Annotated in this window: 16 protein-coding genes; 7 read left to right on the forward strand and 9 right to left on the reverse strand. The window is 41.2% G+C overall.

Features of this window, described 5'->3' with window-relative positions; all coding sequences use genetic code 11:
* Nucleotides 1-3 precede the first annotated feature (3 nt).
* Both VOI17_RS05955 and VOI17_RS05960 read right to left on the reverse strand, forming a co-directional pair.
* The gene (locus VOI17_RS05955; protein WP_323756329.1) at nucleotides 4-2,415 is read right to left on the reverse strand and encodes an ABC transporter permease; all 2,412 of its coding nucleotides are present in this window, start codon (nucleotides 2,413-2,415) and stop codon (nucleotides 4-6) included.
* 12 nt (nucleotides 2,416-2,427) lie between these two features.
* Nucleotides 2,428-4,851, reverse strand: coding sequence for an ABC transporter permease (locus tag VOI17_RS05960; protein ID WP_323756330.1), 2,424 nt, complete (start codon nucleotides 4,849-4,851; stop codon nucleotides 2,428-2,430).
* 203 nt (nucleotides 4,852-5,054) lie between these two features.
* Here VOI17_RS05960 and VOI17_RS05965 point away from each other — a divergent pair, with 203 nt between their 5' ends.
* The 3 genes from VOI17_RS05965 to VOI17_RS05975 all read left to right on the forward strand — a co-directional run bounded on the left by VOI17_RS05965 (nucleotide 5,055) and on the right by VOI17_RS05975 (nucleotide 8,383).
* Nucleotides 5,055-6,428 carry a sigma-54 dependent transcriptional regulator gene (locus tag VOI17_RS05965; protein WP_323756331.1) on the forward strand — a complete coding sequence of 458 codons (1,374 nt, stop codon included), beginning with the start codon at nucleotides 5,055-5,057 and terminating at the stop codon, nucleotides 6,426-6,428.
* Nucleotides 6,429-6,584: 156 nt separating this feature from the next.
* Nucleotides 6,585-7,055, forward strand: coding sequence for a hypothetical protein (locus tag VOI17_RS05970; protein ID WP_323756332.1), 471 nt, complete (start codon nucleotides 6,585-6,587; stop codon nucleotides 7,053-7,055).
* Nucleotides 7,052-8,383 carry a PAS domain-containing sensor histidine kinase gene (locus tag VOI17_RS05975; protein ID WP_323756333.1) on the forward strand — a complete coding sequence of 444 codons (1,332 nt, stop codon included), beginning with the start codon at nucleotides 7,052-7,054 and terminating at the stop codon, nucleotides 8,381-8,383. Before VOI17_RS05970 ends, VOI17_RS05975 begins: the two co-directional genes overlap by 4 nt.
* Before the next feature lie 474 nt (nucleotides 8,384-8,857).
* Here the strand turns inward: VOI17_RS05975 and VOI17_RS05980 are convergent, their stop codons facing one another.
* On the reverse strand, nucleotides 8,858-10,171 hold the full coding sequence (locus VOI17_RS05980; protein ID WP_323756334.1) for a dipeptidase: 1,314 nt from the start codon (nucleotides 10,169-10,171) through the stop codon (nucleotides 8,858-8,860).
* A 276-nt stretch (nucleotides 10,172-10,447) separates the two neighbouring features.
* Here VOI17_RS05980 and VOI17_RS05985 point away from each other — a divergent pair, with 276 nt between their 5' ends.
* On the forward strand, nucleotides 10,448-10,864 hold the full coding sequence (locus VOI17_RS05985) for a hypothetical protein (RefSeq protein WP_323756335.1): 417 nt from the start codon (nucleotides 10,448-10,450) through the stop codon (nucleotides 10,862-10,864).
* Nucleotides 10,865-10,933: 69 nt separating this feature from the next.
* Here the strand turns inward: VOI17_RS05985 and VOI17_RS05990 are convergent, their stop codons facing one another.
* The 3 genes from VOI17_RS05990 to alaS are packed head-to-tail and all read right to left on the reverse strand — an operon-like array spanning nucleotide 10,934 to nucleotide 16,141.
* A complete protein-coding gene (locus VOI17_RS05990) occupies nucleotides 10,934-12,052 on the reverse strand; it encodes a TlpA disulfide reductase family protein (RefSeq protein ID WP_323756336.1) in 1,119 nt (372 codons plus the stop codon).
* 2 nt (nucleotides 12,053-12,054) lie between these two features.
* The gene (gene gatB, locus VOI17_RS05995; RefSeq protein WP_323756337.1) at nucleotides 12,055-13,515 is read right to left on the reverse strand and encodes an Asp-tRNA(Asn)/Glu-tRNA(Gln) amidotransferase subunit GatB; all 1,461 of its coding nucleotides are present in this window, start codon (nucleotides 13,513-13,515) and stop codon (nucleotides 12,055-12,057) included.
* Nucleotides 13,508-16,141, reverse strand: a complete 2,634-nt coding sequence (gene alaS / locus VOI17_RS06000) for an alanine--tRNA ligase (protein ID WP_323756338.1) — start codon at nucleotides 16,139-16,141, stop codon at nucleotides 13,508-13,510. Before alaS ends, gatB begins: the two co-directional genes overlap by 8 nt.
* 113 nt (nucleotides 16,142-16,254) lie before the next feature.
* On the opposite strand from alaS, the gene VOI17_RS06005 reads away from it, so the two are divergent.
* The 3 genes from VOI17_RS06005 (at nucleotide 16,255) to dprA (ending at nucleotide 18,814) form a co-directional block, all read left to right on the forward strand.
* Complete coding sequence (locus tag VOI17_RS06005; protein ID WP_068418571.1) at nucleotides 16,255-17,247, forward strand: M23 family metallopeptidase; 993 nt, start codon at nucleotides 16,255-16,257, stop codon at nucleotides 17,245-17,247.
* A gap of 125 nt (nucleotides 17,248-17,372) precedes the next feature.
* On the forward strand, nucleotides 17,373-17,711 hold the full coding sequence (locus VOI17_RS06010) for a MerR family transcriptional regulator (protein ID WP_053224189.1): 339 nt from the start codon (nucleotides 17,373-17,375) through the stop codon (nucleotides 17,709-17,711).
* Nucleotides 17,708-18,814: a DNA-processing protein DprA gene (gene dprA, locus VOI17_RS06015; RefSeq protein ID WP_323756339.1), complete on the forward strand. Its 1,107-nt coding sequence runs from the start codon at nucleotides 17,708-17,710 to the stop codon at nucleotides 18,812-18,814. The genes VOI17_RS06010 and dprA overlap by 4 nt, the downstream gene beginning before the upstream one ends.
* 118 nt (nucleotides 18,815-18,932) lie before the next feature.
* Here dprA and VOI17_RS06020 read toward each other — a convergent pair whose 3' ends face one another.
* The 3 genes from VOI17_RS06020 to VOI17_RS06030 all read right to left on the reverse strand — a co-directional run bounded on the left by VOI17_RS06020 (nucleotide 18,933) and on the right by VOI17_RS06030 (nucleotide 21,862).
* The gene (locus VOI17_RS06020; RefSeq protein WP_323756340.1) at nucleotides 18,933-20,264 is read right to left on the reverse strand and encodes a serine hydrolase domain-containing protein; all 1,332 of its coding nucleotides are present in this window, start codon (nucleotides 20,262-20,264) and stop codon (nucleotides 18,933-18,935) included.
* Between the two features lie 87 nt (nucleotides 20,265-20,351).
* On the reverse strand, nucleotides 20,352-21,200 hold the full coding sequence (locus tag VOI17_RS06025) for a hydroxymethylglutaryl-CoA lyase (RefSeq protein WP_323756341.1): 849 nt from the start codon (nucleotides 21,198-21,200) through the stop codon (nucleotides 20,352-20,354).
* A gap of 158 nt (nucleotides 21,201-21,358) precedes the next feature.
* A complete protein-coding gene (locus VOI17_RS06030; protein WP_323756342.1) occupies nucleotides 21,359-21,862 on the reverse strand; it encodes a fasciclin domain-containing protein in 504 nt (167 codons plus the stop codon).
* Nucleotides 21,863-21,883: the final 21 nt, after the last annotated feature.

The following is a 21,883-nucleotide window of genomic DNA, read 5'->3' on the forward strand; positions in this document are numbered from 1 at the left end:
CGTTTATTCGTATCGAAGGGAATCGATTGGGTTTGATGAGGTTGATTTCACCGAGTGAAAAGAAACGGTTATTGCCACCACCAAAAAGCAAATACAGGCAGATAAAAGGAAGATATCGGCTGTAATGGAAGTGCTATAAGCAAATCCCGAAAGCCACTGATCCATAAAGTAATAAGATATAGGTAGCGAAATGGCTGTGCTCAGCACAATCAACCAAATGGTTTGTCGGTTTAAAAGAATGAGTACATCGGAGAAACCTGCTCCTAGTACTTTTCTAATGCCAATTTCCTTAGTTCGATTGGCCATATTAATACCCGTTAAGCCAAAGAGCCCAATACAGGCTATGATTACCCCAAGTACAGAGGCTACATTAATAATCTCTTTCCATTTTTCACTGTCCTTGTAGCGGCTGTTGAGGTAACTATCCAAAAATTCAATATTCATTTGGCTGTCTGGTGCTACTTGATCAATGGCTAATTGAATGGCTGCCAAACCTTCCTCTGTTTTATTGGGAGCCAGTCTAACATATAGCGTTGACAACTTAGCCTCCTTTTTCATACGAAACATTATGGGGCCAATAGAGTTTTGAAGTGATTCCAAATGAAAATCCGCAACGACACCTTGCATGTCCTTTACCCACTGATTAAGTTGAACCGTGTCTTTCTTTAATAGCTCATACATGCTTTGGTTCAGTATAAATTTGTCCTGTTGCTCCTCGAAAGAGCGCTCTTTATTGAAAGAATTCCCTTCTAAAACAGGAATTCCCATGGTCTCAAAAAAGTTGTAGCCTACACTTGGTCCAGCCACAGTGTATTGTGAACCCCCGATAGCAATTCCCAAATTGAATGCCTGTCCTCCACCAAAAACCCCGCTGGCGGCAGCATATGATTCAATAGAAGGCTCTTTAGCCAAGGCCTCTCCTATTAGACCTGATTTTCCATTTACCTTATCGATATATACAATCTGTTCCTTGTCGAAACCCAAGTGTTTATTATTCATGTACTCAAATTGCTTGTGCATGATGAGGCTCATTGATACAAAGAACAAACACAATACAAATTGAAAAACGACCATTGCCTTGATTAAGACAGGTTTGATTTTGTAGGTATTATTTCCCTTAAGACCATTGACTGCTTTAAACCTAGATAAAATTTGAGCAGGATAAATACCAGCCATAAAAGCCAACAACAAGGCAAAAAGAAGACCGATACTCAAAACCTGGACATTATCAATCAAACTTAATTCAATTGACTTTCCTGCCAATTCATTGAACCTAGGCAGAGTTAGCTGCATTAAGGTAAAGCCACCTAAAATTGAAAACAGGGAAATAAGGACCGCTTCAATGTAAAACTGGCTCCTCAACTGGCCTGAATTAGCCCCCATCACTTTACGTATCCCTACTTCTAATTGTCTACTTCCCGCGGAAGCAACAGTAATGGATAAATAATTAATGCAAGCAATTAATAGAATGATGGCACCTATGCCAATGAGTATAATAGAATATAGAAAAGAGGATCTGTTTTGGCTATACTTAATAGAGGAATCCAAATAAAGATCACCTATAGGTTTTAAACCGAATGAAAACATAGGGTTACTCTCCGAGAGCCTCAACTCTTCCCTATTATCCGATATCATCTTCGAATACCTTTCGCGATAAAGCTCTCCTACCTTCTCATTAACTACTTCCACCTGACTAGGGTCTTTTAGAAAGACGAATCCGTTAATAGCATTGAAATACCAATTCTCATTAAAGTTTCTATAGTAAGTTGAATTCTCGGTTGGAACGATTATACCAAGCGGCAAAACAGTATTCCCCAGTTCTCCTAAAACTCCAGTGATGATAAAATTGAATGGAGTCTTGCCCTCTAAAGTCAAGGTCTCACCTAAAACATTTGTTCTGCCAAAATACTTCAAGGCAATTTCCTTGGTAATTACTGCATTGCTGATTTCGTTCAATGCAGTTGTTGGTTGGCCTTCAATAAAAGGATAAGTGAAGGCCTCAAAGAAATCACCATCCACATAGTGAATATCCTCTTGGTGGGTTACTCCATCCTTCTTTAGCTGAGCAAACTGATAAACAACTCGAATCAACTTGTCAATTTCCGGAACACGGTCTTCTATTAATTTCAAAAAGGGCATGCTTAAAACAGCACTCTTCTCAACATCCAAATTTGGACTGATATCAAATATGCTTGATTCCAGTTTTGGGTCTTCTGTTTTGTAGTCCGATCTATAAAGAAGAAACAGATTATCTCCGTTGATATGGAATCGATCGTAACTCAATTCATCTTTCACAAACACAAAAACCAATAAGCCAATCATCACAGCGATGGACAGGCTCACGAAGTTTATAGCGCTGTATAACCTTCGTTTGGAAAGGTTTCTAAAGGACATTTTAAGGTGGTTCCTGATCATAGTCTTTTGCGTTTATTCGTATCGAAGGGAATCGATTGGGTTTGATAAGGTTGATTTAACCGAGTGAAAAGAAACGGTTACTGCCACCACCAAAAGACAAATACTGGTGGATAACAAAAATATATCAGCCGTGACGGAAGTGCTATAAGCAAATCCCGAAAGCCACTGCTCCATAAAGTAATAGGATATGGGTAGCGATATAGCGGTGCTCAAAAGAATCAACCAAATGGTTTGTCGGTTTAAAAGAATGAGTACATCCGAGAAACCAGCGCCCAGTACCTTTCTAATGCCAATCTCCTTGGTGCGGTTGGCCATGTTTATACCCGTTAGCCCAAATAGCCCAATACAGGCAATGATTACCCCTAATACAGAAGCTACATTAATGATCTCTTTCCATTTTTGACTGTCCTTATAGCGGCTATTGAGATAGTCGTTAAGGAAGCTCACTTCAATTTCCTTTTCCGGAACAATCTTTTCTGCGGCAGCTTTAATGGCAGCGATCCCAGCTTCAGTTTTTCCCGCTCCGATTTTCACGAACAAATCTGAAAGACTATTGCTATTGGCAACTCCGAAACTAAAAGGCCCAATGGATTTTTGAAGTGATTCAAAATGAAAATCGTTGACAACACCTTGGATATCCTTTTGCACCCGATTATACATTGCCGTATCAGACTTATAAAGATCATAGAGTGTTTTGTTTATGACCTCTCTATTCTCCAAAGCCTTTACTCCCATTTCCTCATTAAAGTCCTCTCCCTCCAAAAGAGGGATGCTAAAGGTTTTAAAGAAATCGAAATCTACTCGGGCACTTTGCACCCAATGCTGAGTGTTGTTGGTGACTACGGTTGATCTACTTGTAGATGGAGAAAAAATCCCGTTCACACCAGTTACTGATTCTATATTTGTATTGGAAGCCAATTCTTGCTTCATCAGTTGAGTTTTTCCCCAAAGCCCACGAACATAAACAATCTGTTCTTTGTCAAAGCCCAAGTCTTTATCATTGATATAATTGAATTGGCGCGTCATCACTAAGCCCATTGAAATAAAGAAAAGACAAAGCACAAATTGAAACACCACCATAGACCTTATCAAAAGGGGTTTGATTTTGTAGGTGGTATTACCCTTAAGGCCATTCACCACTTTAAATCGAGACAAAATTTGGGCTGGATAAATACCCGCTAGAAAAGCCAATACTAATGCAAAAAGAAGGCTGACACTCAGGATTTGAATATTCTCTAATAGGCTTAATTCGATTGACTTCCCCGCCAATTCATTGAACCTTGGAAGAATGAGTTGCATTAATGTAAAACCACCCAGCACAGCAAAAGCAGAAATTATCAGCGCTTCAATGTAGAATTGCGTTCGTAAATGGCTTCCGCTTGCTCCCATCACTTTTCTTACGGACACTTCCAACTGCCTGCTTCCCGAAGAGGCTACATTGATAGAAAGGTAATTGATACAGGCAATCAGGAGGATAACTAAGCCAATGCCAATAAGTACAATGGAATAAAGTGGTGATGAACTCTTTCCATAACTCACACTTGGGTCGAGGTATAAACCTTGGATATTCTTTAAGTCATATTGCACAACTGGATTGGATGCTGAGAGTTTGAGTGTTTCACGTTGACTGGAAATATCATCTGCGAATCGTTCTGTATAAATCTTGCTTATCTTTTCGCTTACTATACTGGCATCTTCTGAATTATTAAGAAGTAGAAAACATGAAATGGCATTGTAATGCCAGTCATCAGGATGCTCCTTATAATAATTAGAATTAGCAAGATTGAGTACTATATTGAGTTCCAAAGAAGAGTTTACTGGCTTTTCTATAACTCCCGTAATCTGGTAAACATCACCTTGTTCACTGCCGCTCGAAAATGTTTCGCCCACAGCGTCCACCTTTCCAAAAAGCCTCATGGACATTTCGTCCGTAATTACCGCGCTTTTAACCTCCTTCAGTGCGGTGCTTGGTTCGCCATACAAAAAAGTAAAACTGAAATACTCAAAGAAGTCAGGATCTACATAGTTAACATACTCTGACAATTGCCTTTCACCCTTTTTGATGCCTATATAATTCCCTTCGACCCTAATTAATTTCTCTACTTCTGGTACACTTTCTCTAACCAGTTCCAAAAACGGGAGATTATGAGAAATGCTTTTCTCAACTTCTTTGTCTGGTGTGGCATCAAACCAACCGAGTTCCAATTTTGGATCGTCCGTTTTGAAATCCGTTTTATAGAGAAGAAACAGATTGTCTCCCTTGGCGTGGAATGCATTATAACTCAACTCATCTTTCACAAAAACAAAAACCAAAAAGCCTATCATCACAGCAATGGACAGGCTAGTGAAATTTATAGCACTATATAACCTTCGTTTAGAAAGATTTCTAAAGGACATTTTAAGGTGGTTCCTGATCATCATCTCATAATTATTCATGTTCTGTTGGTAGTTTCAACTTCTTAGTAGACGCTCACAGTAGTATCCTATAATCATGCCGAAACCACAAATATCTAAATAACAGCAGCTTACACTATATACTATCCCGTTTATCAATTAATTCGTGTCAATGTGGAACAAATGAATGTATCATAATGGTACATTTCATACCTTTACACTCCATCACGGACCAACAAGGACTAATGTCAAAAATTGACGCCAAAATTCTAGTATTAGACGATGATCAAGGAGTGCTTTACACAGCCAACATGATCTTGAAACAATATTTTCAGACTGTAATTACAGAAAAAGATCCTGCCAAATTAGTTTTCCTACTCAATCAGCACGAGTATGATGTGATTGTACTGGACATGAATTTCTCCTATGGTTTGACGGGCGGGAAAGAAGGTATCAAGCTTTTGAAAAGAGTTTTGGAGAAAGACCCAAAAGCACATGTTTTGATGAATACTGCTTATGGGGATATTGACATTGCCGTGGAAGCTATGAAAGAAGGTGCTGTCGATTTTTTGGTAAAACCTTGGCCGAAAGAAAAGTTATTGGCCACCGTATTGTCAATTTACGAATTGAGTAAAAGCAGAAAGGAAGTCCAAGAGTTAAAGACAGGTCAGAAGATTTTGATGAAGGACCAACAGAAAGAATTGAGCGATATAATTTCTGTGAGTCCTGTGATGAAGCCTATTTTTCACACCATTGAAAAAGTAGCCAAAACCGATGCCAACGTACTCGTTTTAGGTGAAAACGGAACGGGGAAAGAGTTAATTGCCAGAGCAATTCACAATCAATCCAAAAGGGACAATGAAAACTTCATCAAGGTCGATCTAGGAGCAATTTCCACCACGCTTTTTGAATCTGAACTATTCGGCCATGTAAAAGGTGCCTTTACCGATGCCCGAGAAGATCGCCCAGGCAGGTTTGAGTTAGCTTCAAATGGAACATTATTTTTAGACGAAATTGGAAACCTATCCTTGCCCTTGCAAGCGAAATTACTGACTGCACTTCAATTCAAACAAATTAGCCGTGTGGGTTCTAATAAAGTGCTTCCACTAAATATTCGTTTGGTATGTGCTACCAATATGCCTCTTTACCAAATGGTAAAGCATAATGAGTTCAGACAAGATTTGCTCTACAGAATGAATACCGTGGAAATCAAACTCCCTCCTTTGAGAGAAAGAAAAGAGGACATTGCACCATTGGCAAAGCATTTTCTCGCCACTTACGCCAAAAAGTATCAGAAGGAAAAAATGAGGTTAAATGAAACCACATTGAATAAACTACTCGGTTATAGCTGGCCAGGAAATATTCGTGAACTTCAACATGCCATTGAAAGGGCTGTGATTATGGCTAACTCTCCTCTTTTAGCCCCTGAGGACTTTCTATTGAAAGACGAGGGTATTGAAGGCCATAGCCAGCCAGAATCTTTAAATATTGAGGCCATGGAAAAAACGGCCATTCAAAACGCAGTACGTAAAGCTGGAGGTAACCTAACGCAAGCAGCAATCGAATTGGGCTTTGGCCGCAGCACCCTATATAGGAAAATGGCTAAGTACGGACTCTGATAATTAATATAAATAGATTAGATTCAGCCCAACTTTAATAAATCAAAACATTAAGTTATAAACTCTTCTTTCTAACAGTAGATTTAATAAATTAAGTTCGACACATGTACCGTATTTTATTAAAGTCTAAATGAAAAGTTTCTAAGATCCGAAAATATGCGTATTCTTCTAATCATTATCTGCCTGATTGGAATTCGACTCCATGCCAGTGGACAGCGAAGTCTAGAAGAAATACACGATAGAATAAAGGACAGTCAGTTGTCGGATGAAAAATTTAAATGGAAGCATTTTGGCACCCTAAATTTTGAAGTAGTAGGTACTCAAAACTCAGGAGACTATAAATTAAATATTGATGCTGGAACTACTGTAAGGATGTATTTGCTGGCAAAAACAGACTGCATTACTTACTTTGATGTTCGTGACCCACAAACACGATATGTTTTTGGTTCGAACAACAAAAATAGTTTAGAAACCGAAGTTGAAGGATTTAAGGCCACTACAGCCGTTTATACTTATGAAAAAGACGCAACTATGGTCATCCGATTTGGGGTGAGGTGGGGTTGTCCAAGAATGCTACGAACCAAGCTAAAGCTCTTGGTCTTCTATCAAGTAAAAGAAACTGAATGAGGTATAAGTACTTTCGATTAAACGTAGTACTCCGTATTCTGGCTCTGCTGGCCTTAGGCTATTCAGGCTTCTATATTCTTACCCAAACCCATTTTTGGCTAGTTTCCTTCTGGCTCTTTCTTACACTAGTGATTGTCCTCATCAGTCTGATCCGTTATGTAGAGCGTTCCAGACGAGATTTGACTTATTTCCTGCTATCCATCAAACAAAATGATTTCAGCAATTCATTTTCCTATAAGAAAACCGATGAACTGAATTACGCTTTTCATGAAATCAATCAGGTAATGAAAAACCTGAGGAATGAAAAGGCTTCGAACTACATCTATTTGCAAACCGTGGTGGAGCATGTTCGGGTGGCGGTGCTTTGTTTTGATGAAGACAACAAGGTGGCACTTTCAAACAAAGCCGCAAAAGAGCTTTTCCAGAAGGATCACATCACTTCTCTTGCTTCTTTGGCAAAAGTATCTGAAGAAGTAGCTAGCAAAGTAGACAAGCTTAAATCGGGTGAAAGGGAATTGGTAAAGGTTAAAATAGCGGGGACGCTGCTCAACCTTTCCGTTCAAGTAACCACCTTTAAACTTCAGGATAAAGGCTATAGGTTGGTGTCTTTTCAAGACATTAAGAGCGAACTGGAAGAAAAAGAAATAGAATCGTGGCAACGTCTTATTCGCGTGCTTACCCATGAAATCAAGAATTCTGTAATCCCCATTTCTACGCTTTCAGAAGTAATTCTCCAGGTGTTTAAAAAAGAAGTTCAAGCCAAAAGCAATAGCCAAACGGAAGCAGAAGCTTATCAGGATATTGTGGGCGGACTAGAAACCATTGAAGCCCGTAGCAAGGGTTTAGCTCATTTTGTAAATACCTATGATCAGCTGACCAAAGTATCGAAACCTGAGTTCAGTACAGTACAGCTTCTCCCCTTGGTCAAGCGAATTGAAAACTTATTCAAACCCGACTTAGAAGCCGCCAATATCAACTTCGAAATAGAAGTAAGTTCAAGCATTGAGATTAATGCCGACCCCAACCTTTTGGATCAAGTGTTGATCAACCTGGTGAAGAATGCCATCGAGGCCATTAAGGATCAGCCTTATAAATCCATTCAATTGAGCACTCGCCTTGAGCAAGAGCGAGTTATTCTATCCATTCGTGATAACGGCCCAGGAATTCCAGATGAGGTTTTGGACAATATTTTTGTCCCCTTCTACACCACAAAGCAAAGTGGTTCTGGTATTGGGCTTTCTCTTTCTCGTCAGATTATGGGCTTGCATAAAGGAAGTATTACAGTTAAATCAGGCAGCGAAGGAACTAGCTTTGAGTTGATTTTTTGAGGCTGGACTGATAATAACCAACCTTCTTCACGACAGGACAACTCAAAGGCACATCTAAGGAAATAGCCAATACCTTTAAAACAATAAGCCTTACAGCACACATTAGAAATTTAAGTAACCAACAAAACCTAGTCGACCCACCCCTAACCCCTCCTTGGAGGGGAATGGCAAAGTACCAATTTAGAGCATCTAAGGCTTAATTCAGGCAAACATCCACCAACCATTATTAACGGCAAAAGCATTCCCTCCTCGAGGAGGGCAAGGGAGGTGACGGGACTAAACAATTGAACTAAGAAATAACAACAAACCTTCGTAACACTCCCCTAACTCCTATTATGAGAGGGGAATAGCTCAACATGGGTTTTGGACATCTAAAGATCAACTTTAAACACCTCTTATTAGCGGAATCACTAAGACACAAAAAAGCAACCGTTTTCACAGTTGCCCTTTACAATTATAAACCAAAAATGATTCTTACTTTCCTTGAATCTGCTTAGCTACCGCTTGTACTTCGTCTAAAACGCGAAGTAAGTTTCCGCTCCAAAGCATTCCAATTTGTTCTTCAGTATAGCCTCTACGTACCAATTCTAAGGTTACGTTGAAAGTTTCTTCAGCGCCATTCCAGCCTTCAACTCCTCCTCCACCGTCAAAATCGGAACTAATACCTACATGCTCTAAACCTATCTTATTCACTAGGTAGTCAATGTGGTCTGCGAAATCAGACACATTTACGGCAGGTGCTGCTGTTCTTGCTTCTTTGTCAATCGCATCTCCATGTTTCTCTCTAAAGTCCGCCAATGCAGTCATGTATGCCTCTCTTGTTTCGGCATCCATTCCTCTCATTTCAGATCTATCCTTCATTTCAAAGCCATTCTCTTCAGCTATTCTGGCTGTTACTTCTTGCACTTTTGCACTGCTTGCGCTGTTCTTATCCGTGTTTACATAGCTTTTGAAAGCCACTGTCTGAATTACACCACCATTCTCTTTCAACATCATCAATTGCTCATCGTCAAGGTTACGACTTACATCGTTCATCGCTCTAGCAGATGAATGTGAAGCTATTACAGGCGCTTTTGAAAGCTTCATCATTTCCATGTTCGCTACTTTAGAAGGATGCGAAAGGTCAATCATGATTCCCCATTTGTTCATTTCAGCAATTACCTGACGGCCTAAATCGCTCAAGCCATTGTGCAGCCAAACGCTATCGCGCTCTCCTGTGTTAGAATCGCTCAATTGGCTGTGTCCGTTATGCGCCAAAGACATGTAGCGCGCGCCTCTCTCGTAGAATTCTTTTACTCTAGAAATATCGGTTCCGATAGGATAACCGTTCTCCACGCCAATCATGGCTACTTTTCTTCCAGAAGCCACAATGCTTCGTACATCGTCCGAAGTAAGTGCCAAGCCAATTTTATCTGGCGCAATTTCTTCTGTCAGTCTGTGAATGGCCTTGAACTTGTCATCGGCATTCTCATAAGCTTTGTCATACCCTTCTTCAGTTAAGTCACCTTGGCCAGTATAAACCACCATCCAAGACACGTCCAAGCCCCCTTCTTCCATCTTAGGAATGTTTACTTGAGTGGAAAGGCGTTGAGTGTAATTCTTCTCTGCGGTAAAGTTGGAAGTATTGATGTCATCGTGCGTATCAAGTGTAATCACACGTTCATGAATTCCTTTGGCGTATTCTGTCAGTTCGGCTTCGGTCATATCTCCTACCTCTTTTTGTTTGGGCTCACAGGCAACGAGTACTAAAAATGCTGCGAGGAGTAATGGTTTCCATTGTTTTTTCATAATTGATATTTAAGGTCTAGTACTAAACTAGATGATTTCTACTGCCTTGTGAAGCGAAATGATTTGAGTGGCAGAAGACCAACAGATTTCGGTGAGATTAGCCTTTCTAAATAGTTTGGGGAATGTGGGCTAACTCCTAATCTAATAAGTTCGCAGCGAGACGCTACGAACAGCGGTAAAAAATTCTATTGGCAGTGGATTCCATCCGCTTAATGGATTTTAGCGTCTCTTTAGCTAAAAGCGAGTACCTTTATCCTAAACCCTATACACAAGCAGATGAACACAAAAATACTTATGATGATCACGGCCCTATTTTTAGGCCTTATAGGTGTCACACTTGCTTTTATGCCGCAAGAGGTCGCGGTCTTTTTAAATATGGGTTCAGACCAATACACGGAACTTGCCACGCAATTGTTGGGTGCCCTTTACCTTGGTTTTGCCATGCTAAACTGGATGGCGAAGGATAATTTAATGGGCGGTATTTATGGCAAACCCGTAGCCATGGGCAACCTTATGCACTTTGTAGTAGGTGCCTTTGCCTTGCTCAAAATGCTCTCCACCATTACCATGCATTGGGAATATATGGTAGCATTCACTGTGCTTTATATGATCTTCGCACTGAGCTTTATCTTTCTGTTTGTGAACCACCCGAAGGATGTGAAGGAATCAAAAAATGGAATAGTTAATAACTAAAAAAACCAGTCTTCCCTACATTCAGGAAAACTGGTTTTGATGTTTTCTTCTAAAAAAGAGAAAAGGAAATTACTCAAATAGGCTCGCAAGCTTATTTTGGAGTGCCTTACCTCTTAGGTTTTTGCCAATGACGCGGCCTTCTGGGTCTAAAAGCAAGGCAAAAGGAATCGCATTCACTTTGTAGGTCATGGCTGCAGCCGACTGAAAGTACTTAAGGTCAGAAACGTGTGAAGGCCAGATTAAACCGTCTTCAGCAATGGCATCCACCCACTTGTCTCTGGTTCTGTCTAAGGACACGCCAAATACCTCAAATCCATCTTTGTTGTACTTGTTGTACATGGCCACCACATTTGGGTTTTCCTTGCGGCAAGGGCCACACCAGCCCGCCCAGAAATCAAGCAAAACGTACTTCCCTCTCAAGTCTGAAAGGTTAATGACTTTACCATCGGGAGTAGGCAAAGAAATTTCAGGGGCTACATCCCCCATTTGTACTGCAGGCTTAAAGTAAGCCAAGTTGCCAACAAACATTTCTACCTGACTTGAGTTTGGCAATTCCTTTTGTAGTTTCTGACCTAGGCTATCTAAAAACTGATATTCTTGAGATTTATCAGGGAAATAATCGGTCACCATTAAAGGCACAATTGAACCGTCCATTTTCCAAGCCATGGCTTTAAGCTTCTTCACCTTACCAGCTTCCAAAGCGGTACCTTCTTCTACAAGCTCTTCCATTTTAAGGTTATCACCCGATTGCTGCGCTTTGCTGTAACGCTCGTTAAAATCACGTACTACATAAGAATACTCTTCCATAAAGTCCTGCACCTGAGCAAGGTGTTTTAGGTCTTCAGATCCTTTGGCTTCAATCATTTGTCCACCTTGGCCATCGGCAGTAATGGTAATATCTTCTTTGTCCAATACTAAGATTTCAAACTGCTGGCCATACACATTGATGCGATAAAAACCTGGCTCAGTAACTTCAGTCTCTATTTCGAAATTTCCATCAGTATCAGCATTGACCGTTTTTACGGGCACCACCTGACCTACCTCAAACTTCTCCAAAATGATTTCTCCTTGCGGAATCGGGTTTTTGATCACACCTGAAACCCTGACCATTCCATCATTTTTGGAAGCAGAGCAAGCACTGATGATCAATAACACCAATACAATCGCAATATTTTTCTTCAATGTCATACCTATGAAAGTTCCTTTTCTAACAATTGTTTTAATTTCTTTGGATCGGACTTGCCCCCACTTTTCTTCATTACTTCGCCCATAAAGAGCCCAAGCAGACCTTTTTTACCACTTTGGTAAGCCTTCACCTTGTCGGGCAAAGATACTAAGACTTCTTTGATCAAGTCTAACAGCTCACCACTATCAGCCACCATCAACAAATCAAGTGACTGTGCTAGTTCCAAAGCCGTGGTTTCTTCTTCTAAAAGCCTCGGTAATATACGCTGAGAGGCAATAGAAAAACTTACTTGGTTACTTTCCACCAAATTAATCAAGCCACTTAGTCGCTCAACTGTCAAGTTGGTTTGAGAAAGTTCAATTCCTTTTTCGTTCAACAGGCCTTTTATTGGGCCATTGATCCAGTTCGCAGCCGCCTTATACGCTGAGTTCCCATTGCATAACGCATCAAAGTAGTAAGCGGTTTCAGCTTCTTCGGTAAGCAAAAGCACATCGTAGGCTGCCAAACCATAAACTTCTGTAAACTTTCTTCTAAGTACAGAAGGAAGGACAGGCATTTCTGAGGCAATCTCATCCAAAATCTCCTGAGTGACAATCGCTGGAGGCAAATCTGGGCAAGGAAAGTAACGATAATCGTTCATGGTTTCCTTAAAACGCATTCCAGCCGTAGTTCCTGAAACTTGGTCGAAGGTTCTCGTTTCTACCGCAATCGCTTCACCCTTCAAAGCCATTTCCAATTGCCTTTCCAGCTCGTGGTCAATGGCCCTTTTTACGTTACTAATGGAGTTCATGTTCTTGACCTCCACTTTGTCCCCGTACTCTTTGGCATCGAGCCGCATAATCGAAATATTGGCATCGCAACGCAATTCCCCATCTTCCATGTTTCCAGAGCTGATTTTCAGGTAACGCACCAAACACCTGATTTCCTGAAGACAAGCCGCAGCTTCTTCGGAAAGGCTCATATCGGGATCGGTCACTATTTCAATCAGTGGCGTACCCGCTCGGTTCAAGTCAATTAGTGTGTCGGGCCCTTCATCATGAATGGACTTCCCAGCATCATCTTCCAAATGAATATGGTGCAATTGCACGAATGGCTTCTCTAACTGCTCCCCAAACAACTCTATCTTCCCTCCCACGCAAATGGGCGTTTTGTCTTGGGTAGTCTGAAAACCCTTCGGGGAATCTGGGTAGAAATAATGCTTTCTGGCGAAGTGATTCACTTCCGTAATTTCAGATTGGCAAGCTAATCCCATCTTAATCGCCTTTTCTAAAACCGCCTCATTCAACACAGGCAAAGTACCTGGATGTGCCAAAGAAACCACACTCACATGCGTGTTCGGTTCAGCGCCAAAGTCATTTGGGTCGGAAGAAAATATCTTCGACTCCGTATTCAACTGAACATGAACCTCAAGACCTATAACCGACTTATAACCTGATTGATATAATTTTTCTTGAATACTACTCAAGACCGGCAAGTTTTGCTTTGGCTTCAGTAATTACCTGATCCAAACCAGTCAAGTCTTTTCCGCCAGCGGTAGCAAAGAAAGGCTGTCCGCCTCCTCCACCTTTGATGGCTTTGGCCAAATCTCTGATCATTACACCAGCGTTCAAGCCTTTGTCATTTACCACATTGTCGGAAAGCACAATCGCGATTTGCGGGCTACCATCAACATTAGCGGCCAGTACGGCAAACAGGTTTTCAACTTCGTTTCTGAGTTCGAAAGAGATCTTCTTCACGGCATCCGCATTCGGAACGGTAATTTTTTCAATGATCACATTCAACCCTTTTTCAGCAACAATCTTCTTCACCAACTCTTCTTTCAGTTGACCAGATTGCTTGGCATGCAAAGTTTCTAATTCCTTGTTCAGCTTTTGCCTTTCTTCCATCAGGGAACTAATGGCCTTGGCCAGGTCGTTCGAGCTTTTCAGCATTTCCTTAATTTCCTTCAGCAACTTATCTTGCTCCTGAACCAAATCGAAAGCCTTAGGGCCAGATACCGCTTCAATTCTACGCACACCTGCCGCTACTGCTCCTTCTGAAGTAATTTTAAACATCCCTATTTGACCTGTTGCGGCCACATGGGTTCCTCCGCAGAGTTCTACCGAATAACTTGGATCGAAAGTGATGACGCGAACAAACTCACCGTATTTCTCACCGAAAAGGGCTGTTGCCCCCAACTTCTTGGCTTCTTCAATGGGTACGTTCCTTTGCTCGTTCAGCTTGATATTCTGACGAATATGGTCATTCACAATTCTTTCAATCTCTTCGATTTGCTCCGGTTCTACTTTCGCAAAATGTGAGAAATCGAAACGCAATATTTTATCTGAAACCAAGGATCCTTTTTGCTGCACATGGTTACCAAGTACTTGACGCAAAGCAGAGTGCAACAAGTGAGTTGCAGAGTGGTTGTTCTTAATCAACTCCCTTCTTGATGAATCAATAATGGCTTCAAACTCAGCCTCTGGCTGGGCTGGAATCCGATCTGTAAAGTGAACAATCAGGTCATTCTCTTTTTGAGTATCTAAAACCTTAATGGTTTCGGTCTCATTCTTCAACATCCCTTTGTCTCCTACTTGGCCTCCACTTTCACCATAAAAAGGCGTTTGGTCAAGCACCAACTGATACACAGTTCCTTTCTTCTCTTTGATTTCGCGGTACTTGATGATTCTGGTTTTTACAGCAACTTCATCGTAACCGACAAACTCAGAAGTTTCTTCTTCCGACACTTGAATCCAATCGCCTTTTACTTGAGCAGCATCTGCTTTTGAGCGCTGCTTTTGTACAGCCATGGCTTCCGTAAAGCCTTTCTCGTCAATGCTCAAGCCATTTTCTCTCGCAATCAGTCCCGTTAAATCTACTGGGAAACCGAAAGTATCGTACAGTTCAAAAACTACTTGACCATCAATCACATCCGTTCCTTCGGCTTTCATATTGGTCTGCACTTGGTCTAATCGTTTAAGACCGTTTTCAAGCGTTCTGAGGAATGAAGCCTCTTCTTCCTTGATCACCTTAGCAATAAACTCTTGCTGACTTACAAGTTCATCGAAAACGCCAGAGAACTGCTCTGCTAAAATTGGCATGAGGCCATATAGGAATGGTTCTTTAAAATTGAGGAAGGTGTAGCCGTAGCGCACTGCCCTTCTCAAGATTCTTCGGATTACGTAACCCGCCTTGTTGTTTGAAGGCAGTTGACCATCAGCAATGGCAAAAGAAATCGCACGAATGTGGTCTACAATTACTCTAATAGCGATATCGGTTTTTTCAGAAGTACCATATGCAACACCTGATTGCTTCGCAATGTAATCAATCAGTGGCGTAAATACATCCGTATCATAAGTGGAGCCCTTCTGCTGTAAAGCCATTGAAAGACGCTCAAAGCCCATTCCTGTGTCAATATGCTGGGCAGGAAGGCTTTCTAAATGGCCATCTGCTTTTCTATCGTATTGCATGAAAACCAAGTTCCAAATTTCCACCACTTGTGGATGGTCATTATTCACAAGGTCTTTCCCTGGTGTTTTGGCTATTTCTTCATCTGACCTTAAGTCGATATGAATTTCGGAACAAGGCCCGCAAGGCCCCGTTTCGCCCATTTCCCAGAAGTTATCTTTCTTATTTCCACCCAAAATACGGGCTTCGTCAATGTATTGCTTCCATAAATCGAAGGCTTCTTGGTCAAAATCAAGGTCTTCAGATTTATCTCCTTCAAAAACGGTAACGTATAATCTGTCTTTTGGCAGGTCATAAACATCGGTTAGTAATTCCCAAGCCCAAGTAATGGCGTCCTTCTTGAAATAATCTCCAAACGACCAGTTGCCCAACATTTCGAACATGGTGTGGTGGTAGGTATCAATGCCTACTTCCTCCAAATCATTGTGTTTTCCAGAAACACGCAAACACTTCTGGCTATTGGCCGCACGGTTATAATCTGCTTTTGAGTTGCCTAAGAAAAGGTCTTTGAACTGATTCATCCCTGCATTCGTGAACATCAGGGTTGGGTCGTTTTTAATCACCAATGGCGCTGAAGGCACAAATTGATGGGATTTTGACTTGAAAAATTCGATAAATTTCGATCTAATTTCTTTTGATTGCATCTCAGATGAATTATTTGCGTTTAAGCTAAAGCTTAATTTTGTACCTTTGAAGGAAACTTTGTGTTCCCAATCGTAAGGGCACAAAATTAGGAGAATTTCAAAAAGGATTCTTAATGTCAAAAATAAAATATTACTACGACACCGAGACTTGTAAATACGAGCGCATCAAAGTTAAAAAGCGCGATGTGGTTATTAACGCTCTCGGCTTCTTATCCTTAGCTCTGGTGCTCTCTGTGGGCATTATTGTGGTGCTCGGTCAATATTTCGATTCCCCAAAAGAGGCTGCTCTAAAAGAAGAAAATAACGAACTCAAGCTTTATTACGACCTGATGAAGGATCAGGTGGACGGAATGGATGCCATGTTAGGCGTGCTTCAAGAAAAAGATGATAACGTTTATCGTGTCGTTTTTGAAGCTGAACCTATTCCTGAAACGGTGAGAGAAGCCGGCTCCGGTGGTGCTTTACGTTACCGCCAACTCCTAGAGAGTGACATGGAAAATAAGAACCTAGTAGTCAGTGCGCTAGAGAAGATAGACAATGTAAAAAAGAAGATGTATATCCAAACCAAGTCCTATGATGAAGTAATGGCACTGGCACTGGACAAAGAACGTCTCTACTCTTCAATGCCTGCCATACAACCTGTATCTAACAAAGATTTGAGAAGGTTCTCTTCGGGTTTTGGGTATAGAACCGATCCTATTTTTAAGGTAAAAAGAATGCATTACGGAAGTGATTTCTCTGCAGAGCAAGGCACCCCTATTTATGCCACTGGTGATGGTGTTGTTTCTAAAACCACATCTAGTACCATTGGCTATGGTAAGCATATCATTATCGATCACGGTTTTGGCTACGAAACACTCTATGGCCACATGAGCCGATTTGCTGTTCGCCCTGGACAAAAGGTAAAACGAGGTGAAGTCATAGGCTATGTTGGGAATTCAGGAAAGTCTACGGCACCTCATTTGCACTATGAAGTGCACATTAATGGCGTAGCCAAAGACCCCATTAATTACTTCTTTAAAGATCTGAATGCTGCTGAGTATGAAGAAATCTTGAGACTTTCTTCTATAGAGAATCAGTCGCTGGGTTCATATTCTTATCGCTAAGCATAGACGGCCATTTGATATTCGAAAAAGGGTTTAAATATTCTGTTTGAATTCTTTACATTTGAAATAGCGACCCTTTGGTAAGCTTAAAGTAATCCTTGTACTTCTTTTCATAACCCGTTGATATGCCATACAAAGAGAAACCAATAGAAAAGAAATACTTCACCATTGGCGAGGTAGCCAAAGAACTTGGCGTAGCAACTTCGTTGATCAGGTTCTGGGAAAGTCAGTTCACTTTCATCAGCCCAAAAAAGAACAAAAAAGGCAATCGAAAATTCACTCAAGAAGACTTAAAAAAGATCAAACTCGTTTACCATTTAGTAAAGGAGAAGGGCTACACCCTCCAAGGTGCGCAAGAGCATATCAAGAATCATAAAGAAACGATCAGCACCGATGCTGAAATGATTACTTCATTAAAGAAAATTCGGGGCTTTTTAGAAGAAATGAAAAGCCAACTGCCATGAACCAAGACAAGCTACATCAAGTAGCCTTGTCGCTTATCCCTAAAATTGGCCCTTCCCTATCAAGGCAACTCATTAACTACTTCTCTACCCCGCAACAGGTGTTCAATGCCACCAAAGGCAAACTTTCAAAAATACCGGGCGTTGGTCCAAAGCTATCTGCGCTGATTCCTAACCAAAAGGAGCTTCTGGTAAAGGCAGAAAAGATCATTGAAGACTCCATCAAAAAAGGCATTTCAATCCACTACTACAAAGAAGCGCATTACCCAAAAAGGTTAATGAACATCTCGGACGCCCCTATTTTACTCTATTCTGTAGGTAAAGTAGAACTCAACCCACCTCGAACCATTGGGATTGTAGGAACTCGCAGGGCGACAAAGTATGGCTTACAAATCACCGAAGACATTGTAGCACAGATATCACCACAGGAAGCCACCATCATTTCGGGTTTGGCCTATGGTATTGATGTAAAGGCACATGATTCCGCAATAAAGCAGCAATTACCTACCATTGGCGCCATGGCTTGTGGGTTGGATAAGATTTATCCTTCTGGCAATCGAAATACAGCCCTAAAAATGCTGGGAAATGGTGGCCTGATCAGTGAATACCCGATTGGCACCGAAGCTGACGCACGTTTATTCCCTGCCAGAAACAGGGTAATTGCTGGAATGTCGGATGCGCTAATTGTGGTGGAAGCGGCTAAAAAAGGAGGTGCACTCATCTCAGCCAATATTGCCGATAGTTATGATATTCCAGTTTTTGCCGTACCCGGTGAAGTTGGAAATACCTATTCGGAAGGATGTAATCTATTGATTAGAAACATGAAAGCTTCAATTTTCACTTCGTTTCAAGATGTGGTAGAAGCCCTCAACTGGGATGTCCAAGAAAGCACCCAAGCCAAAAATCCAGAATTAAGGTATAAGGATTTACAAGGTGACGAAAAAGCGATTGTTGAGGTTTTGTTGAAAAATGGACAGCAAATGCACATTGATAAGCTCTGCTGGCAAAGTCAATTGAACATGAGCACATTGGCTTCTCTGCTATTACAAATGGAGTTTGCAGGTTACATTAAGCCTTTGCCTGGGAAAGAGTTTAGGTTGGTTTGATTACATTGAGAGTGCCGCGTTGCAGTCCATTGCTAACGCATGGCCTACACCTCGCAGTGACGATCCTAATTTATGCTTTGCGATACTTAGCGCTCTTTGTGGTTCCTGAAAATTCAAATTACCGCTGCCCTAAGCCGTAGCTTCCTTCTTCTAGCAGGTTATACACCAAGTTGTGGATATTAGGACGAACATTCAGTTGATAGATTTTGCTGTTATCTCTTGTTGGATTGACTCTGTTGGAAAGAAAGACGAATAAGAGCCCAGTAGCAGGGTCTGCCCAAACGAAAGTTCCAGTGTAGCCCGTATGTCCAAAACTTGCTGGACTGGCGTGTTGCGCTACACTAGAGGCTGAGAAACTATAATCAACCAATGGCTTATCAAAACCTAAACCTCTGCGGTTACCTGTTTCACAAAACTGACAATCGGTAAACTCTTTAATCGTAGCCGCATTCAAGTATTCTTTTCCATCATACACTCCCCCATTCAAGAGCATTTGGTATACTTTGGCCAAATCTCTAGCATCTGAGAATAAGCCAGCATTGCCCGAAACCCCCAACATCATAGCGGCTCCCTCGTCATGCACATCGCCATGTAATGTTTCCATTCTGAAAAAGTCATCCACTTCGGTCGGAACAATTCGATCTAACGAAAACCTTTCTTTAGGCTTAAAACCCAATGTTTCCGCGCCCAATGGCTTGTAGAAGTTATTGTTCAAGAATAAATCAAATGCTTGTCCAGACTCCCTTTCCACCAGTTCTGGGAATAAATAAAAGGGCAAACCAGAGTAGAGATAACTCTTGTCATCGCTCACCTTCGTGCGCTTGATCATTTTGTAAATCTTCTTTTCCTTAAAATCCTTGTGTAGAAATAGACCGGTTTCTGAAATGCGGTATGGAAATCTTTTGGAGGAATCTGACTTAACTGTATTCCATTTGTATTTGCCGTTCTTGCGCTGCACTTCAGACCAATAGGGAATCCACGCTTTTAATCCTGCCTGATGTGCTAAAACATCCCGAATCGGCAAATCAGCCTTTTCGCCTTTGGCTATTTTGGGGAAATAGTAGCCGAAGTTTTCTTCCAAACTAAATTTACCTTCATCATGCAGTTTCATCAGCGCCAAGGTGGCTGCGGTAGTTTTCGTTACCGAAGCCAAATCATAGATATCGCTGTTCTTAACTTCGATAGATTGATCGTAAGTATGATAGCCAAATGACTTCTCATAGAATACAATACCATCTTTAGCAATCAATAGCTGACAACCTGGAAAGGCACCAGAATCTAAAGCCTGCTGAATGATAGACTGAATACCAGCCTCCAAAGCAGCCGAGTTGATCCCTACTTCTTCAGGTTTACCATCAATCAGTTTATTGAAAATGCTTTCAATCTTAACAGGCGTTTTTTCCTTTACCTGAAAGTCAGTTTGCCAAGCCATTGAAGAAAATGTGCTCAAGACTAAACAGGTTATTAAAAAAATATTGCGGATCATTTTCGAATATATCAAGCTTATGGACTTCATCAAAGTTATTGATAATTTATGCTAAGTGGGAAACACTTCACTGGCCATCATCATGGCTTCTGAGAAAGCCTTTCGATCTAAACCCAACTCCACATTTTGCTCATCAAAATAACGCACCAAAACTTCGGTATCGATGTTACCCGTCAGTGCATCTGTCGCCATTGGGCAACCACCAAAGCCCTTCATTGCCGTGTCGAATCTGCGGCAACCGGCATGGTAAGCCGAGCTCACCTTCTCAACAATCTTCTGAGGAGTAGAATGGAAATGCGCCCCTATTTCCGTAGTTGGATAGGCAGTTATGCTGTTTTTAAAAATCTCTTTAACCATTTGTGAATCAGCTATTCCTATCGTATCAGATAAACTTATTATTTCAACATTAAGTTGAACAAGATTTTCAACGAACTTAGCTACTATTTCAGCATTAAAGGTTTCTCCATACGGATTTCCGAAGCCCATGGAAACATAAGTCACCAGTTTTTTATTGTGCTTCATGCAGAGATTCTGGATCGCCTCCAACTGTACTAATGCTTCTGCAATGGACTTGTTTGTGTTCCGCATTTGGAACTGTTCCGAAATGGAAAGTGGGAATCCCAAGTAGGTGATTTCTTCGAAATTCACAGCATCCTCCGCCCCTCTTGTATTGGCAATAATGGCGAGTAATTTCGACTTAGTTTTAGACAAATCTAGCCGATTTAAAACTTCAGCTGTATCGCGCAATTGCGGGATGGCTTTGGGCGATACGAAGCTTCCAAAGTCGATGGTATCGAAACCAACTTTCAGCAGTTGATTGACATAGGCCGCTTTGGTTGCTGTAGGTATAAAATCGTGGAGACCTTGCATGGCATCCCTTGGGCATTCAATAATTTTCATGGACATGCTTTGAGTTACTATTTAAAACAATTGAGGCTAAAATAAAACTTCAATTAACTAACACCCTAGTAAACTCAAGGTTCCAACTTCCCCATTAAACAAAAAAGCCCTCGATTCTCATCGAGGGCCAAATCAACATAACCAAAATGAACCATGAACTATTTCATCATGCTCGGTGGCAAAATCACTTTATCAATCACATGTACTACTCCATTACTGGCGTTCACGTCAGCAGCTACAACAGTAGCTCCACTGATCATTACTTTACCATTGGACATCATTACTTTCACTTTTTCTCCCTGCACTGTAGCTGCTTCCTGACCGTTAGAAAGGTCGGTTGACATTACTTTACCCGAAACAACGTGATAAGTGAGCACTGCTACTAACTTATCTTTGTTCTCTGGTTTTAGCAACATCTCTAAAGTTCCAGCAGGCAAAGCAGCAAAAGCAGCATCGGTTGGAGCGAAAACGGTGAAAGGACCAGTGCTTTTCAAAGTCTCTACCAAGCCTGCAGCCTTTACTGCAGCTACTAGCGTTTTTAGGTTATCATTACCAACTGCTAAATCAACGATGTCTTTTGACTGAGCTTTGGCAACATTGATAGTAGCAAACAAAGCTACAACTGTACCTAAAATTAGATTTCTTAATTTTTGAGTTTTCATAATTAGAATGATTTGAACGTG

Source organism: Roseivirga sp., assembly GCF_034669765.1.
GTDB lineage: Bacteria > Bacteroidota > Bacteroidia > Cytophagales > Cyclobacteriaceae > Roseivirga.

Coding starts and splice junctions, on each gene's coding strand:
- VOI17_RS05955 (WP_323756329.1), bottom strand. CDS start 2,415: ATGATCAGGAACCACCTTAAAATGTCCTTTAGAAACCTTTCCAAACGA.
- VOI17_RS05960 (WP_323756330.1), bottom strand. CDS start 4,851: ATGAATAATTATGAGATGATGATCAGGAACCACCTTAAAATGTCCTTT.
- VOI17_RS05965 (WP_323756331.1), top strand. CDS start 5,055: ATGTCAAAAATTGACGCCAAAATTCTAGTATTAGACGATGATCAAGGA.
- VOI17_RS05970 (WP_323756332.1), top strand. CDS start 6,585: ATGCGTATTCTTCTAATCATTATCTGCCTGATTGGAATTCGACTCCAT.
- VOI17_RS05975 (WP_323756333.1), top strand. CDS start 7,052: ATGAGGTATAAGTACTTTCGATTAAACGTAGTACTCCGTATTCTGGCT.
- VOI17_RS05980 (WP_323756334.1), bottom strand. CDS start 10,171: ATGAAAAAACAATGGAAACCATTACTCCTCGCAGCATTTTTAGTACTC.
- VOI17_RS05985 (WP_323756335.1), top strand. CDS start 10,448: ATGAACACAAAAATACTTATGATGATCACGGCCCTATTTTTAGGCCTT.
- VOI17_RS05990 (WP_323756336.1), bottom strand. CDS start 12,052: ATGACATTGAAGAAAAATATTGCGATTGTATTGGTGTTATTGATCATC.
- alaS (WP_323756338.1), bottom strand. CDS start 16,141: ATGCAATCAAAAGAAATTAGATCGAAATTTATCGAATTTTTCAAGTCA.
- VOI17_RS06005 (WP_068418571.1), top strand. CDS start 16,255: ATGTCAAAAATAAAATATTACTACGACACCGAGACTTGTAAATACGAG.
- VOI17_RS06010 (WP_053224189.1), top strand. CDS start 17,373: ATGCCATACAAAGAGAAACCAATAGAAAAGAAATACTTCACCATTGGC.
- dprA (WP_323756339.1), top strand. CDS start 17,708: ATGAACCAAGACAAGCTACATCAAGTAGCCTTGTCGCTTATCCCTAAA.
- VOI17_RS06025 (WP_323756341.1), bottom strand. CDS start 21,200: ATGAAAATTATTGAATGCCCAAGGGATGCCATGCAAGGTCTCCACGAT.
- VOI17_RS06030 (WP_323756342.1), bottom strand. CDS start 21,862: ATGAAAACTCAAAAATTAAGAAATCTAATTTTAGGTACAGTTGTAGCT.